This window comes from Ensifer sp. (genome assembly GCF_031989085.1).
Lineage (GTDB): Bacteria > Pseudomonadota > Alphaproteobacteria > Rhizobiales > Rhizobiaceae > Ensifer.
The window spans coordinates 658,653-674,630 of the sequence record NZ_DALZXU010000001.1 but is presented as its reverse complement, the minus strand read 5'-3'; the positions used below and the strand labels follow the sequence as shown (position 1 = coordinate 674,630).

General features: G+C 62.8%; 12 protein-coding genes. 7 read left to right on the top strand and 5 right to left on the bottom strand.

All coding sequences use genetic code 11. The annotated features are described in order from the left end of the window. Nucleotides 1-304 precede the first annotated feature (304 nt). Nucleotides 305-1,258 carry a fatty acid desaturase family protein gene (locus RTP54_RS03270; RefSeq protein WP_312360925.1) on the top strand — a complete coding sequence of 318 codons (954 nt, stop codon included), beginning with the start codon at nt 305-307 and terminating at the stop codon, nt 1,256-1,258. A gap of 11 nt (nt 1,259-1,269) precedes the next feature. Here the strand turns inward: RTP54_RS03270 and RTP54_RS03265 are convergent, their stop codons facing one another. Then, entirely contained in the window at nt 1,270-2,679 is a 1,410-nt protein-coding gene (locus RTP54_RS03265) for a short-chain fatty acyl-CoA regulator family protein (RefSeq protein WP_312360923.1), read from the bottom strand. 229 nt (nt 2,680-2,908) lie between these two features. On the opposite strand from RTP54_RS03265, the gene aceA reads away from it, so the two are divergent. The 3 genes from aceA (at nt 2,909) to RTP54_RS03250 (ending at nt 5,891) form a co-directional block, all read left to right on the top strand. Beyond that, a complete protein-coding gene (gene aceA / locus RTP54_RS03260) occupies nt 2,909-4,198 on the top strand; it encodes an isocitrate lyase (RefSeq protein WP_112816907.1) in 1,290 nt (429 codons plus the stop codon). Nucleotides 4,199-4,280: 82 nt separating this feature from the next. After that, the gene (locus RTP54_RS03255) at nt 4,281-4,520 is read left to right on the top strand and encodes a hypothetical protein (protein ID WP_025425977.1); all 240 of its coding nucleotides are present in this window, start codon (nt 4,281-4,283) and stop codon (nt 4,518-4,520) included. 264 nt (nt 4,521-4,784) lie between these two features. Next, nucleotides 4,785-5,891 carry a helix-turn-helix transcriptional regulator gene (locus RTP54_RS03250; protein WP_312360921.1) on the top strand — a complete coding sequence of 369 codons (1,107 nt, stop codon included), beginning with the start codon at nt 4,785-4,787 and terminating at the stop codon, nt 5,889-5,891. A gap of 5 nt (nt 5,892-5,896) precedes the next feature. Here RTP54_RS03250 and RTP54_RS03245 read toward each other — a convergent pair whose 3' ends face one another. The 4 genes from RTP54_RS03245 to RTP54_RS03230 form a co-directional block, all read right to left on the bottom strand. Then, on the bottom strand, nt 5,897-6,766 hold the full coding sequence (locus tag RTP54_RS03245) for a LysR family transcriptional regulator (RefSeq protein ID WP_112808858.1): 870 nt from the start codon (nt 6,764-6,766) through the stop codon (nt 5,897-5,899). 322 nt (nt 6,767-7,088) lie between these two features. Beyond that, on the bottom strand, nt 7,089-9,614 hold the full coding sequence (locus RTP54_RS03240; protein WP_312360918.1) for a methyl-accepting chemotaxis protein: 2,526 nt from the start codon (nt 9,612-9,614) through the stop codon (nt 7,089-7,091). Between the two features lie 353 nt (nt 9,615-9,967). Further along, complete coding sequence (locus RTP54_RS03235) at nt 9,968-10,114, bottom strand: hypothetical protein (RefSeq protein ID WP_312360917.1); 147 nt, start codon at nt 10,112-10,114, stop codon at nt 9,968-9,970. Between the two features lie 234 nt (nt 10,115-10,348). Next, the gene (locus RTP54_RS03230) at nt 10,349-11,533 is read right to left on the bottom strand and encodes an NAD(P)/FAD-dependent oxidoreductase (protein WP_312360916.1); all 1,185 of its coding nucleotides are present in this window, start codon (nt 11,531-11,533) and stop codon (nt 10,349-10,351) included. Between the two features lie 124 nt (nt 11,534-11,657). On the opposite strand from RTP54_RS03230, the gene RTP54_RS03225 reads away from it, so the two are divergent. From RTP54_RS03225 to zwf, 3 genes are all read left to right on the top strand, one after another. After that, complete coding sequence (locus RTP54_RS03225; protein ID WP_112808860.1) at nt 11,658-13,094, top strand: glutamine synthetase family protein; 1,437 nt, start codon at nt 11,658-11,660, stop codon at nt 13,092-13,094. 16 nt (nt 13,095-13,110) lie between these two features. Beyond that, nucleotides 13,111-14,397, top strand: a complete 1,287-nt coding sequence (locus RTP54_RS03220; protein ID WP_312360913.1) for an FAD-binding oxidoreductase — start codon at nt 13,111-13,113, stop codon at nt 14,395-14,397. Nucleotides 14,398-14,495: 98 nt separating this feature from the next. Continuing rightward, nucleotides 14,496-15,971, top strand: coding sequence for a glucose-6-phosphate dehydrogenase (gene zwf, locus RTP54_RS03215; RefSeq protein ID WP_112808862.1), 1,476 nt, complete (start codon nt 14,496-14,498; stop codon nt 15,969-15,971). Nucleotides 15,972-15,978: the final 7 nt, after the last annotated feature.

Sequence of the window (15,978 nt, the reverse complement as noted above, 5' to 3'; positions counted from 1 at the left end):
CGACCCGTGACACGGATCCAGGCCCATTCTGGATCGCCCGGGGGCGAGGTTAGGCATGTTTCTCGACAACCTCAAGGGGTTTCGTGCCGGAAGCAGGCAGACCTCTTCCGTGACCCTCGTTTTAGCAAGCCAAGGAAAATCGGGCACTTATGGCAGCAGGCGCAATTGCGCGCATCGATCGGCTGGAGGCGACGGACGTTAACCATGACGGCAACCGGTCCCTGCGCATGCTCGTTTACGATTGATTAACCATAGAGGGCATGCGATTTTTCCTGTGGTTGTGTATCTGGGTCTGGGCAGTGTCATGAGTGAGCGGAACCGCAGGATCGATCCGAGGGAACTGAAGCGCCTCTCCATCCTCCAGCCATGGAAGTCGCTTGCCGCAATCGCTGCCGATTGGGCGATCATCGTGGCCGCCATCGCCGTGAGCGAATATGCCGGCAATGCCTTCGTCTATCTCTTGTCTGTCCTGGTGATCGCGGGCCGCATGCATGCGCTCGGTTGCCTCGTGCACGAGGCCGCACACTACCGCATCATCAAGGCTCGCAGGCTCAGCGACTGGATGAGCGATCTGCTGCTTGCCTGGCCGATGCTGGCGACCGTCGACGGTTACCGCCAGAACCACCTGGCGCATCACCAGCATGCCAATACCGACGACGACCCGGACTGGACCGCCAAGCGCGGCATGGCGCAGTTCACCTTTCCGCAGAAGGTGGCGCGCGGCCTTGTGCAGTTGCTCGGCTATCTCGTCGCGGTCAACTCGATCCGCGACATGGTGCACATGGCCAAGCGCATGTCGAAGAACGACCGATCGACGCGCGGCTACAAGCTGCTGCGGCTGGGGTTCTACGTCGCCGCCGCGGCCATCATCACCCTCGCCGGCATCTGGCGCGAATTCGCGCTCTACTGGCTGGTGCCGTTCTTCACCGTCTTCTGCCTTTTCCTTTACGTGCGCAGCGTGGCGGAACATTTCGGCAGCATGGACTATACGGACGAACTCACCAGTTCACGCACGGTCTACCCACACGCCTGGGAAAAGCTGTTCTTCGCCCCGCACAACATCAACTACCATCTCGAGCATCATCTCTATCCCGGCGTACCGTTTTACAACCTGCCCGAACTGCACGCGATCCTGATGCGCAACAAGGCCTATGCCGACAGGGCGCACATCACACGCGGCTATACGACCGGGTTGCCGGCGGAGTGCTTTTCCCCCAGTGCGCCGCTGCTGCCCAGCCAGCATCCGGTCAGCTACTGAGCGTCCCGCGGCTACTGGAAATCGAAGACACTGAGGCCGGTCGCCATCTCGTCGAGGCCGAGCGGACGCGTGACAGGCGGCTCGGCGCGCGCAAGACAGCCCTGGCGCTCGCAGAGACGACAGGCAGCCCCGATGGCAACGGCCCCTGCGCGCGTCGCGCCATAGACCACCTCGTCGGCGGAGGATGCCTCGCAGCCGATCAACAGCGCCGTGCGCCGGACCCGCTCGTCGAACGCGGCCTGCGGTCCGTCGAGCGTGCGCGACACCGTGAGGAACGTCAGCCCTTCGGTCGTCTCCACCCGGTCGACCAGGATCTGGCCCGGCACCGAGAATGCGGCGTGGATATTGAGCTTGGGACAGCCGCCGCCAAACCTTGCCTGCGGGAAACCTGCCGCCCCCGAACGACGCAGGCGATGGCCGGCATTGTCGATCTCCATCAGGAAGAACGCAACGCCCGTCGCGCCCGGCCGCTGCAGCATGGTCAGCCGGTTTGCCACCTGCTCGAACGACACCCGGAAGCGCGCGCGAAGCACGTCGATGTCGTACCGCGCCTTGAGGGCCGCCGCGTGAAACGCCGCATAGGGCATCATCAGGGCGTGGGCAGCGTAACGGGCAAGCTCGAAGCGGCCGATGCGGCGCGCCTCGGCGGTCGATAGCCGCAGCGTCTCAAGCTCCTGGACGATCGCCTCGTGGCAGGCGATCGAGGCGACCTCCATGGCGATTTCGCGCAGCTGGTCATAGGGCGACAGGCGCTCGGAAATGAAAAGCCGCATGGAATGGCGATCGAAACGGCGGCGCAGATTGGGCATGGCGTGCACGGGCAGATTGCGCACGACAAGACCATGCTCCTTCTTCAGCCAGGCCTTCAGCGCGCCGACCAGATCGTCGCCCGGCGACAGCGCCTCGTGAAAGGCTTCGGCCACGCTCTCGATGCGGGCGAAATGATTGGGCCTGGCTTCGAGCGTCTCGCGCACCTCGTCCATCGGCAGGCGCGTTCCCGACAGCGCCTCCATATGCCCCTGGCCCGCCAGAAGATCGGCGAGGTCCTTCAGCCGCGCCGCCTGCTCGCGATAGGCGCGGTAGAGCTTGACGACGCCGCCAGCCGCATTGGGCGCGGCCTCGGCCACTTCGATCAGCTCCTGATCCCCAGGCAGTTCCGCCGCCAGCAGCGGATCGGCAAAGACCTCGCGCAGTTGCGCCAGCCCTCCGCCGGTCTCGGCCTGCAACTCCTCCAGGTCCACCTTGTAGACAGACGCGAGCTTTAGCAGCAGCTGGACGGTCAGCGGCCGCTGGTTGCGCTCGATCAGATTGAGGTAGGACGGCGAGATGCCGAGCGCCTCCGCCATCGCCGTCTGCGTCAGCGACAACCCGTTGCGGATGCGGCGGACGCGCGGGCCGGCAAAGATCTTGTTCTCAGCCATTTGTCACTACCTTTACAATCCCGAGCCCATTTGAGGATTTACATAATTTACAAATTTACTGTCCGCCACTGTCAAAGACAAGACAAGATAACCCTTTTGAAAGCGCAAATTCTTTGAATTCCATGGCTCTATTGCGCAACGCAATGTAAAAACTGTCACATCAACTCGGAGATAGAGATCGCCGTAAGACAAAAGTCGAATGGCGAATGAGTTCCAGCAGGAGGAAGTAATGACTGATTTTTACAAGCTCGTTCCCAGTGCCCAGCAAGGCCGCTTCGACGGCATCGAACGCCCCTACACCGCCGAAACCGTGAAGCGGCTGCGTGGCTCGGTCGAAATCCGCCATTCGCTGGCCGAAATGGGCGCCAACCGCTTGTGGAAGCTCATTCATGAGGAAGACTTCGTGAACGCGCTCGGCGCGCTCTCCGGCAATCAGGCCATGCAGATGGTCCGCGCCGGCCTGAAGGCTATCTATCTCTCCGGCTGGCAGGTCGCCGCCGACGCCAATACTGCATCGGCGATGTATCCCGACCAGTCGCTCTATCCGGCAAATGCCGCGCCGGAACTGGCCAAGCGCATCAACCGCACGCTCCAGCGCGCCGACCAGATCGAGACCTCGGAAGGCAAGGGCCTTTCGGTCGACACCTGGTTCGCGCCGATCGTTGCCGACGCGGAAGCCGGCTTCGGCGGCCCGCTCAACGCCTTCGAGATCATGAAGGCCTTCATCGAGGCGGGTGCTGCCGGCGTTCACTATGAGGACCAGCTCGCATCCGAAAAGAAATGCGGCCATCTCGGCGGCAAGGTTCTGATCCCGACGGCGGCCCATATCCGCAACCTCAACGCCGCGCGGCTTGCAGCCGACGTCATGGGCACGCCGACGCTGGTGATTGCTCGCACCGATGCGGAAGCCGCCAAGCTTCTGACGTCCGATATCGACGAGCGCGATCGCCCTTTCGTGGATTACGACGCCGGACGCACGGTCGAAGGCTTCTATCAGGTGAAGAACGGTATCGAGCCGTGCATCGCGCGCGCCATCGCCTACGCGCCGCATTGCGACCTGATCTGGTGCGAAACCTCCAAGCCGGACCTCGAGCAGGCCCGCAAGTTCGCAGAGGGCGTGCACAAGGCGCATCCAGGCAAGCTGCTCGCCTACAATTGCTCGCCGTCGTTCAACTGGAAGAAAAACCTCGACGACGCGACGATCGCCAAGTTCCAGCGCGAACTGGGTGCGATGGGCTACAAGTTCCAGTTCATCACGCTTGCCGGCTTCCACCAGCTGAACTTCGGCATGTTCGAGCTCGCCCGCGGCTACAAGGCCCGACAGATGGCCGCCTATTCGGAGCTGCAGGAGGCGGAGTTCGCCGCCGAGGTCAACGGCTATACCGCCACCAAGCACCAGCGCGAAGTCGGCACCGGCTACTTCGACGCGGTGTCGCTTGCCATCACCGGGGGCCAGTCGTCGACCACGGCCATGAAGGAATCGACCGAGCACGACCAGTTTCGCCCTGCCGCCGAGTAACGAGCCGGGGAGCGTGGCAATCCCTGCCCGCCGCGCTCCCCAAGCAATCGATGAGAAACCGCCGACACCAAGGAGAACTCCAATGACAGTTCAGACACGCGTCAAGGAACGGGCCGAGGAACAGTCTTCGGCCATGACCCCGGACCAACAGGCCGCAATCCGCATGGTTGCCAACGATCTGCACCGCCTCAACCAGGCGGTCATGAAAGCCGTCGACGCGGGCGTCTCGGTCGAGCTGGTGCGCTCGGCCCGCCATCATGGCGGCGAGGGCAACTGGGGCGACCTGCTGATCCCTGTCATCGTCACCCAGGGACGGGCATGATGATCATGCTTGCGACTGTGGCCGCGCAACTCGCGTTGCTGTCGGCGATCTGTCCGGTTAGCGCAGCGCACGCTGCGGCACCGGTCGTTGCCGCAAACCGGTTGCGACGGGCATAGCAAAACAGGTACCGCCAAAAGAAAATGGCCGGCAGTCATGCCGGCCATTTTCCTTACGCGCCTCGCCCTTGCCGAACACCCTATTTCAAGTTGCATCCGGCATGAGCCCCTGCCTATATTAGCGCCGACTATCGCAAGCGGGGCACGCATGTTTCAGCCGGGCAATGCGAAAACGGATGAACTCACCGACCTCGTCTATGGCGCGGCGCTGGGTGAATGCAGCTGGCAGGATTTTCTCGATCGGTTGGCAAGCGCGCTGCCGAATGGCCGATCTGCGCTGCACTACCATGATCTCGCGGCCCCCAACAGCTATGTCCCGACCGTCTCCGGGTTTGAGGCCGAGGATATCGAGCAGTTCAACGCCCATTTCGCCGCCGTCAACCCGTGGCTTCCCAGGGCGATGTTCGTCGCCACCGGACAGGGCCTGGTTGGCGAACAGATCGTTCCGCGCGGCGAACTGATCAGATCCGAATTCTACAATGACTGGCTGAAGCGCAAGACCGGATGCGAGACCAGCGTCGGCGTGACGATCATCAGGAGCGCGACACGCACCTTCATGCTGTCGACCTGCACCTCGTCAACGGATGCGGACCTCAACCAGCAGGCCGCCGAGCAATACACCGCTCTGGCGCCGCACCTGAAGCGGGCGTTCGACCTTCTGCGCAAGCGCGACGGCATGGCGGGCGGACACGGCGAAAGCCGCGATCTGCTCGATAGCGTCGGCGTCGGCGTGATCTATGTCACCGACAATCTGCGCGTCCGTTCGATGAACAGGAGCGCGGAGCGCATGGTGTCGGGCGACGCGCCCGTCCGGGTTTCGCCCGGTGGACGGGTCGCGTTGCGGGGCGCCGACACGGCAGCGGCGCTCGAGCTGTTGTCGCTGCGGATCGGAACGAAGTCGGAACCGCACGTCTCGCTCCTCAGGGGATCGGACGGTGCCGCCTATCGGATCACGCTGGTGCGCCTGCGTTCCGACGTCTTCGTCGAATTGCTCAACGGGCCGACGGTGGCCATCCTGATCGAACCGGCAACGTCGCTCCTGCCGGAGGAACGACGTGAACATCTGAAGGACATGCACGGCCTGACACCGGCCGAGGTCCGCATCGCGTCCGGGCTTGCCGCGGGACTGTCGCTTCGGGAGATGGCGCAGGCGAATGGCGTCAGCTACGAGACCATCCGCACGCAGTTGAAGAGCATCTACAACAAGACAGAGGTGAACTCGCAGGCAGCACTCGTCAGCCTGTTGATGCGTTGACCGTTTCAGCTGCGGCGCGGGCGCTTGCCTGCGAAGATGTCGGCGTGGCTTTTGAGCAATCTGGTCATGCGATCGACCACCGTGCGGATTTCCGATCGATGGCGGTCCTCATTGTTCATGACGATCCATTGCCGGTGAAGCAGCGTCGGGATTTCTTCGCCCGCGCGCTCCAGCAGCGGATCGAGATCTCCGACAAAACAGGGAAGCACGGCGCAGCCGGCACCCGCCCGGGCGAGGTCGAGCAATGAGCGCGGCCGGGTTACTGTCGCGACAATGCGCCCCGGCGCCTGCTCATGGGGCCAGCGCAGATAGGCCGAAATCGCCTCTTCCTCGCTGACCGCGACCCAGCGCGCGTTGGCAGCGGGCTGCGCATTCTTCTGCCGATAGGCGGCATAGGCCACCTCACCGACAGGCCGGGCGGCCAGGTAACTTTCCTGCGGCTCGAAGGCGCGGATACCGATATCGCTCTCGCGGTAGGCAAGGTTGGCACGGGTTTCGCCGATGGTGATCGCCAGGCTGAAGCCGTCGCGCTCGCTGCAGAGGGCGGGAAAGTTCTCGGCAAGGAGCCAGGCGACCCAGGTTCCGGCGGCGATACGCACGACGGCGCCCTCGCCTTCCCGACGCCAGCTCTCGACACGGCGCGCAGCCGCCTCCATCTCCACGAGTTGCTCGAACAGCAGTTGCCCGTCACCGGTCAAGAGATAGCCGGTCTGGCTGCGCACGAACAGGGTGCGGCCGGTGCGCTCCTCGATTTCAAGCATGCGCCGGCCGACGGTCGCCGGGCTGGACCCAAGCGCCTGCGCCGCGCCGGTCAACCCGCCGCTGCGCGCCACACTCAGGAAGCAGCGGTATATGTCCCAATCCATGTCTTTCATCATTGAAAAACATAGGCCGATATCTTGCGTATGTAAAACAGATTTGGCTGCATAAAAGAGAGGATGCCGCCTGATGAGGAGCATCACCATGGAAACGCTTGCAGCAGCCTATATGGCAGATCTGATCATGAAATCCCGCCGCTGGGACGAGCATTTCGACCCGAAGCCCCCGGGCTTGTGGCGGCGAACGTTTCGCCGTTTCGCGGCCGCGCTTGCGGCACGCAGGAGTGTTGAGCCAGCCGAGCCATCAGGTCAGACGAAATGCACCGCGCAACCGTTGGGCTGCGCGGTGCGGTGTTAGAGATGACAGCGCCGAAGCGGCTCAGGCCGCGCGGTAAGCCTGCATATCGGCCGCCTCCGGCTCCAACCGGAACTGCTCGACCAGCATCATCAGCGTGTCGGCCTGGTTGGAAAGGGCGAGGCTCGTTGCCGTTGCCTCTTCCACCATCGAGGCGTTCTGCTGGGTCATCTGATCCATCTGGTTGACCGATCCGTTGACCTCGTTGAGGGCGACGGCCTGATCGCGGCTTGCGGTTGCGATCATTTCCACGTGCTGGCTGACCGTGACGATCTGGGCACTGATAGATGCCAGCACCGCGCCGGTTTCCTTGACCAGCAGCGAGCCGGAATTGACCTCGTCCGTCGACTTGTTGATGAGACCCTTGATCTCGCGGGCCGCTTCCGCCGATCGCTGCGCCAGTTCGCGCACCTCCTGTGCGACGACGGCAAAACCCTTGCCGGCTTCACCGGCGCGCGCCGCCTCGATGCCGGCGTTCAGCGCCAGAAGGTTGGTCTGGAAGGCGATGTCGTCGATGACCTCGATGATCTGTTCGATCTGGCGCGAGGCCTCCTCGATGCGGCCCATGGCGGCGATCGCATTGGTGACGACGGTTGCCGAGCTGTCGGCGCTCTTCTTCGTCTGGGTCACCGCTACATTCGCGTCGTTCGCGCGCTCGGCCGACGAGCGGACCGTCACGGTGATCTGGTCGACCGCCGCAGCCGTCTCCTCGAGCGAAGCGGCCTGAGCTTCGGTCCGCTTCGACAGCGAGTCGGCGGCGTGGTGCATGTCGGCGCCGCTCTGCTGGATCGCCTGCGCGTTGCCGCGGATCTGCGCCAGCGTGTCCTGCAGCCGGATCAGCGAGCCGTTGAAGTCGGTGCGCAGCTGCTCGAGACGGCCATGGAACGGGATGTCGATCTGGCGCGACAGGTCGCCCTGGGCCAGACGGCCGAGGCCGGCGGCAAGCTCGCTGACGGCAAGGTCGATCTGGCGATCGAGTTCGCGCTTTTCGGCATCGTTGCGGCTACGCTCGACATCGGCACGGGCGCGCTGTTCTTCGCTTTCGGCCTCGATGCGCACCTTGGAGAGCGCATTTTCCTTGAAGACGCCAAGTGCGCGGGCCATGTCACCGATCTCATCCTGACGGCTGTCGCCGTCAATCGAGGTGTCGAGGCGGCCGTCTGCCAGGCGACGCATGGCGGCGGTGATCTGGCCGATCGGCTTCTTCAGCGTCAGTGTGAGCGCGATGCCGGCGAGCAGTGCAATGACGACGCCTGCAACGGTGGCGGCAACCGAAATCTGGTTGGCTTCCTGGCGCTCGGTGCCGGCGGCGACCTTCTGCTGTTCGGCAAAGCCGGTGAGATCGCTCCAGATCTGGTTGATCGACTGGCCGGCGGCATCGAAATCGGCTGTCCGCTTGACGGTGATCTCGACCAGCGTGGCGGCGTCCTTCTTCATCACGGTGATGATCGGCATCAGCGTATCGGCAATGGCATCGAAGGATGCGCCTTCGCTCGCCACGCCGCGCAGCGTCGCCATGTTCTGCTGAACCGCCAGGAACTTGTCGAGCAGCTTCTGACGGTTGCCTTCGACCGTCACGCCCATGAAGGTGGCTGCGGAAATCTGGATGTCGGTGATCGACGAGGAAAGCCGGCGCGTCGCGGTCAGAACGGATTCGGTGCTGACGATCAGCTGATCGAGCTCGGCGAAGATCCGGGTGGCATCCCGCATCTTGCCCACGGAAGCGGCCTCGAGGCGGAAGCTGGCGGTACGGAAACGGTCGACATGCTTGGATATGCCGGCAAGCGTTTCAGGACCGGCAGGTGCTTTCAGGAGCGAACCGATCTCGCTCGATGCCGACGTGATCGTCTCGGTCAGCGACTTCTCGTCCTTCGGCAGCAGCCGGAAGATGTCGCGCTCGGTGCGGCCGATCATCGGGAACCGTTCCTTGACGACCTTGAGCTTCTCCTCGATCGTCGTCGCCTTGCTGACTTCGGTGCCGAACTCGTTGAAGAAGCGCGAGGCGCGCATCAGCTTTTCGGCTTCGCGCAGCATGGTCTTGGCGGCGTTCTCGTTCTTGCGCACGGCATATTGCAGCCGGTTCGACTCGTCGTTGATCTTGGCCCGTTCGACCAGCAGCGCATCGAGGTTCGTCATCATCGCGGCGCGCATCTCCTGCTCGCCGACATGCAGCTTCCAGAGACCGTCGATGCGTGCTTCGATATCGTTTGTTGCGGCAATCGCGGCCGTCAGCTCGTCCTGGCCGTTCTGGCCGGCAACCTGAGCGGCGGTATCGGCGAGAATTTCCTTCTGCGCAGCGATCTTGCCCTGGAGGGCGTCGCGCGTTTCCTCGGTGGTCGAGTGCAGGAAGTTGTTCATCCCCGCATAGACGTCCTTGAACCCGCTCAGCGTCTGCAGGACGCTGTTGGAAATCTCCATCCGCCCCTGCAGCAGGCCGGACGCATAAAGGCCGGTAATGCCGACGGCACAGATGCTGACGACGAAGGGCAGAATGAAGAACAGCACCTTCGTCTGGATCTTGAAACGGGCAAGAATTCTGTCAATGAACATGGAAAACACCTTGGCTCGCAGCTCGCATTCGCCTCCCCCGGCGGCTCGAAACATGTCTCGCCTCTGGGCGTAACTGCCAAAAGGACGAAACGATCGAGAGCCACCCGATGCGCAAACAGGCTGATGTTTTTCTGAAAAATCATGCGGTGCACACCGCCAGTCCGTCAGCAATCATTGCGGGACCGCGCCACCTCCCCGGTAGCGAAGTCCTGACGGAACTCACTTCGTCGCAATATTCAATTTGAACGATTAAAAATTGTATAAGCGTGCAGCACTCGCCTACGAATTTTCGAGGGCGCTCGCACGCGCATGGCGCGCCGGTGCTTCTGCCGGCAAGCGGCCGAGCGGCGGTGTCAGTGCCAGAGGGCCGGAAGCGTCGCGAGGGCGGCAACGGCAAAGAACGCGACCAAGGCGATGCGGGTCAGCATCACTCTCTGTGCGCGGCTCTCGTCGGTGCGAGCAATGGCGATAGCGCGGGGACGACGGCGTGGCTGGTTCATGACATCCTGTCCTTCTCACTGACCGGCAACAATCGGCCCGGTTACACCGGCTTGCCAGTCGTCATCATATTGCAGCCATGCTGTGGCAGAGAAAAGCCCTAAAAATGGAAACAGTGTGATTTCCGTTCGCGGAACAATTCCATTCTGACCGAGCGCCGGCTGTGCCGACATAAGACGAGGTTCGGGCATATCCGTTAACAATGGCTGAAGCGACCCGCCGCAAAAGCGGGAGGGTCAGACGTCCTGCCCGGCGGCAAAGCCCGAGGCCCAGGCCCATTGGAAATTGTAACCACCGAGCCAGCCAGTCACATCGACGCATTCTCCGATGAAATAGAGCCCGGGAACGGCCTTTGCCTGCATCGTCTTGGAATCGAGACCGCCGGTATCGACGCCGCCAAGCGTCACCTCGGCCGTGCGATATCCTTCCGAGCCGGCCGGCTTGATCGTCCAGGCCTGGATCGTGGCCGACAGCGCCTCGATCGTCTTGTCGGAGAGATCGGCGAGCTGCTTTCCGGTCAACTTGGCGCCATCGGCAAAGAACTGCGCAAGCCGCCGTGGCAGGATATCGGCGAGCACCGTCTGAACGGCCTGCTTGCCGTTGCTGCGGCGCGCTGCTTTCAGGATCGAGGCGATGTCGATATCGGGCATCAGCCTCAAGACGATATCCTGCCCTTCGCGCCAATAGGACGATATCTGCAGGATCGCCGGACCGCTCAGGCCGCGATGCGTGATCAGCACCGCTTCGCGAAACGCCGTCTTGCCGGACCGCGCCTCGGCGTCGGCGGCGACACCCGCCAGTTCGCCGATCGTCTCGAGCTGGGCCGGATCGAGTGTCAGCGGCACGAGCCCAGGGCGTGTCTCGACCAGCGCCAGTCCGAACTGCTCGGCGATCTTATAGGCAAGCCCCGTCGCGCCCATCTTCGGGATCGATTTGCCGCCGCTCGCGACCACCAGCGACTGCGCGTCCACCGGTCCGTCGGCTGTCATCACCCGGTAGCCGTCGCCATGGCGCTCGACGCTCTCGATCGCCGTCTCCAGTCGCAGCTCGACCCCGGCCTCGCGCATTTCGGTCAGCAGCATCCTGATGATGTCCTTGGCCGAATGATCGCAGAACAATTGCCCGAGCGTCTTCTCGTGCCAGGCAATGCCGTGTCTTTCGACCAGCGCCAGGAAATCGCGCGCGCCGTAGCGCGCAAGCGCCGACTTGCAGAAATGCGGATTGGCGGACAGGAAATTCTTCGGCCCGGCATGGATATTGGTGAAGTTGCAGCGGCCGCCGCCGGAGATGCGGATCTTTTCGCCCGGGGCTCTGGCATGGTCGATGACGAGCACGCGCCGGCCACGCTTGCCGGCCTCGATGGCGCACATCATGCCGGCAGCACCGGCGCCAATGATCACTACATCCCTTTTTTCTGCCACGAAACACCTTTGAGCTCTTCAGCGCATTCCATTCCGCTCGCGCCGACGAAAGTCAATCGTCCCGCACTAGCCAATTGGCAATCTCCGGTTATGATGCGCCATCCGAAGCCAAAACCGGTGATTTATGCCCTCCAAGAGAAGTGCTGCCCAACAAACAACGAAAATCAGCAAAACCTCGAAAATACCCGCCGCCCTGCATTCCCTCCGAGGCGTCAAGACCTGGAAGGAAGCAACGGACTGGCTGAAGATCCGCGGGATCGAAGACATCGAATGCATCACGCCCGACCTTGCCGGCGTTCCCCGCGGCAAGATGATGCCGACCTCCAAGTTCACATCCAATACCTCGCTGGCGCTGCCATCGGCCGTCTACCGCCATACGATCTCGGGCGAGTATCCTGACGAGACCGGCCAGTTCCGCTACGATTCGCGCGACAGCGACATCAAGCTCGTGCCCGACCTTTCGACGCTTTCGGTCGTGCCCTGGGAAACCGATCCGACGGCGCAGGTGATCTGCGACATCGTCGGCTCCGAAGGCGAGCAGATCAGCTATACGCCGCGCAACGTCCTGAAGCGCGTGGTCGAGCTCTACCGCCAGAAGGGCTGGAAGCCGGTTGTCGCCCCCGAAATCGAGTTCTACCTCGTCGCCACCAATGACGATCCCGACTATCCGCTGCATCCGCCGAAGGGCCGCTCCGGCCGCTCGATCCTCGGCGGCCAGGGTTATTCGATCGCCGGCATCAACGAGTTCGACGAACTGATCGACGACATCTATCACTTCTCCGAGAAGCAGGGTCTGGAGATCGACACGCTGATCCACGAGGAAGGACCGGCGCAGCTCGAGATCAACCTTCGTCACGGCGATCCGATCGAGCTTGCCGACCAGGTGTTCCTGTTCAAGCGCACGATCCGCGAGGCGGCGCTGAAGCACGGCATCTACGCCACCTTCATGGCCAAGCCGATGCAGGGCCAGCCGGGTTCGGCCATGCACATCCACCAGTCGGTGATCGAGATCAACACCGGGCGAAACCTGTTCTCCAACCCGGATGGTTCCGCCTCCAAGGAGTTCTTCAACTTCATCGGCGGCATGCAGCATTACGTGCCGCGCACGCTGGTGATGATGGCACCCTACGTAAATTCCTTCCGCCGGCTGACGCCCGACATGTCGGCGCCGGTGAACACGGCCTGGGGCTACGACAATCGCACGACCGCGTTCCGCATTCCGGTATCCGAGCCTGTGGCGCGACGGATCGAGAACCGGCTGCCGAGTTCGGACGCCAATCCGTATCTCGCGCTCGCAGCCTCGCTTGCCTGCGGGTATCTCGGGATCATCGAGGGCCGCGAACCTTCGGCGCCCACGGAAGACACCGCCAACGAAGGCGAGATCGACCTGCCGCGCGGGCTGCTCGAAGCCGTTGCCCTGCTCGAATCCGCCCCCTCGCTTGCCGAGGTGCTGAGCCCGGAATTCATCGCCATCTATGCGGGCGTGAAACGCGGCGAATTCGAAACCTTCATGCAGGTGATCAGCCCGTGGGAGCGCGAGTTCCTGCTGCTGAACGTCTGACCTGAGAGGCCGACCGATGCCCTGGCAAAGCCCGATCTCGCCCGGTTACTCCTGGTATGAGGCAACCGTTCCGGATCGACCCGAATTCCCGCAGATGGCGGGATCGCGCAAGGCAGACGTCGCCATCATCGGTGGCGGCTATACCGGGCTTCAGGCAGCCTTCAATCTTGCCCGCCAGGGCGTCGACGTCACCCTCATCGACGCCTGCCGCTTCGGCGACGGGGCGTCGGGGCGCAATGGCGGCCAGTTCGGCACCGGCCAGCGCGCCTGGGCCGACGAAACCGAGGAAACGCTCGGCCACGAGCGGGCGCAAGCCCTGTTCGACATGGCCGAAAACGCCAAGCGCTACGTGCTCGATTTCGCCGCCGAACATGCGATCGATATCGAGTTCATGCCGGGGCAGCTTTCGGTCGGTCACAAGAAGAGCCTGGAGAAGGACTACCGCGACCACGTCGAGGCGATGGCGACACGATTCGGTTATAAGCACCTCTCGTTCATGGAGCGGGAGGAGACGGCAAGCCGGCTCGGATCGTCGCGCTATCACTTCGGCATCCGCGACGCCGGCACTGGCCATATCCATCCCTTGAAGCTGCTGGTGGGGCTCGCCCGGCAGGCGGCGCTTTCCGGTGCCAATCTGTTCGAGCAGACGAAGGCGCTGAAGATCGACCGCAACGCGGCCGCGATCGTCATTACCACCGATCGCGGCACGATCACTGCAGACCGGGTGCTCGTCGCCTGCAACGCCTATATCGGCAATCTCGAGCCGATCAGCGCCAGCCATGTGATGCCGATCCGCTCGTTCATCGGTGCGACCGAGGTCCTCTCTGCCCATCCGAACGTGCTGCCCGGTGGCGAATCGGTCGACGATTCGCGCTTCGTCGTGCGCTATTTTCGCAAGTCCAAGGACGGGCGGCTGCTCTTCGGCGGGCGCGAGGCCTATACCGCCGACAATCCGCGCGACATTTCCACCCATATCCGCCGGCAGATCTCGGAGATCTATCCGGAACTCGGCAATGTCGAGATCATCCATGGCTGGGGCGGCTCCGTCGGCATCACCATGCCGCGCACGCCCTTCTGTCGCGAGGTCATGCCGGGCGTCACCTCGATCGGCGGCTATTCCGGCCACGGGGTCATGCTTTCGAACTATTGCGGCAAGCTCTATGCTGACCTGGCGCTGGGCAAAGCAACCGAACTCGACCTGCTGAAAGCCTTGAAAATACCGGCTTTTCCCGGTGGAGCACGCTTGCGTTCGCCGCTTCTGTTCCTGGCGCTCAGCTGGTACGCGCTTCGCGACAAGCTCTAGGAAGCGCATTTGCGGCCATTTTATTGCGTCGCACCCTAGCGCCTTTAAATCGATTAGATTATATGTGGCCCTGACCTGAACAAGATCGAGATTATCCCATGAGCAGCCAGATCATTCCCGTCGAACCGTTTGACTATGTCGTGTTCGGGGGCACCGGCGATCTCGCCGAGCGCAAGCTGCTGCCAGCGCTCTATCACCGCCAGATGGAAGGCCAGATTACCGAGCCGACCCGCATCATCGGCGCTTCGCGTGCCGCCTTGACGCACGAGGAATATCGCAAGTTTGCCGCCGACGCGCTGAAAGAACACCTCAAGCCGGCCGAGTACAACGAAGCGGAAGTGGCGAAGTTCACCGCCCGCCTCTTTTACGTTTCGGTCGATGCCAAGTCCGATCAGGGCTGGGACACGCTGAAGAAGATCCTGGAAGAAGGCAAAGACCGCATTCGCGCCTTTTACCTCGCCGTCGGACCCGCAATCTTCGGCGACATCTCGGAGAAGATCCGCGACCACAAGCTGATCACCAAGACCACGCGCATCGTCGTCGAAAAGCCGATCGGACGGGACCTCGCGTCGGCGACCGAACTCAACGACACGATCGGCAAGGTTTTCCGCGAAGAGCAGATCTTCCGCATCGACCACTATCTCGGCAAGGAGACGGTGCAGAACCTGATGGCGCTGCGCTTTGCCAACGCGCTCTACGAGCCGCTATGGAACTCCGCCCATATCGACCATGTGCAGATCACGGTGTCAGAAGCAGTCGGCCTGGAAAACCGCGCCGGCTACTACGACAAGGCAGGTGCGCTGCGCGACATGGTGCAGAACCACATCCTGCAGCTCGTCTGCTTCGTGGCGATGGAAGCGCCGACCTCGATGGACGCGGAGGCCGTGCGCGACGAAAAGCTCAAGGTTCTGCGCGCGCTGAAGCCGGTCAACGCCTCCAATGTCGAGCAGGTGACGGTGCGCGGTCAGTATCGTGCAGGCGCTTCTGCCGGCGGCCCCGTCAAGGGCTACCTCGAAGAGCTTGAAGGCGGCGTTTCGAACACCGAAACCTTCGTCGCGATCAAGGCCGAAGTCAGCAACTGGCGCTGGGCCGGCGTGCCGTTCTACATCCGCACCGGCAAGCGGCTTGCCGGCCGCATGTCGGAAATCGTCATCACCTTCAAGCAGATCCCGCACTCGATCTTCGACAACAGCGCCGGCCGTATTTCCGCCAACCAGCTCGTCATCCGCCTGCAGCCGAACGAAGGCGTCAAGCAGTCGCTGATGATCAAGGACCCTGGTCCGGGCGGCATGCGCCTTCGCAATGTCTCGCTCGACATGAGCTTTGCCGAGGAATTCGACGTGCGCAACGCCGATGCCTATGAGCGGCTGCTGTTCGACGTGGTGCGCAACAACCAGACGCTGTTCGTGCGCCGCGACGAAGTCGAGGCTGCGTGGAAGTGGGTCGATCCGATCCTCAAGGCCTGGGAAGAGACCGGACAGCAGGTCCAAGGCTACACAGCCGGCACCTGGGGTCCGAGCCAGTCGATCGCGCTGATCGAGCGCGACGGCCGCACCTGGCACGATGCAATATAGGTAAGGC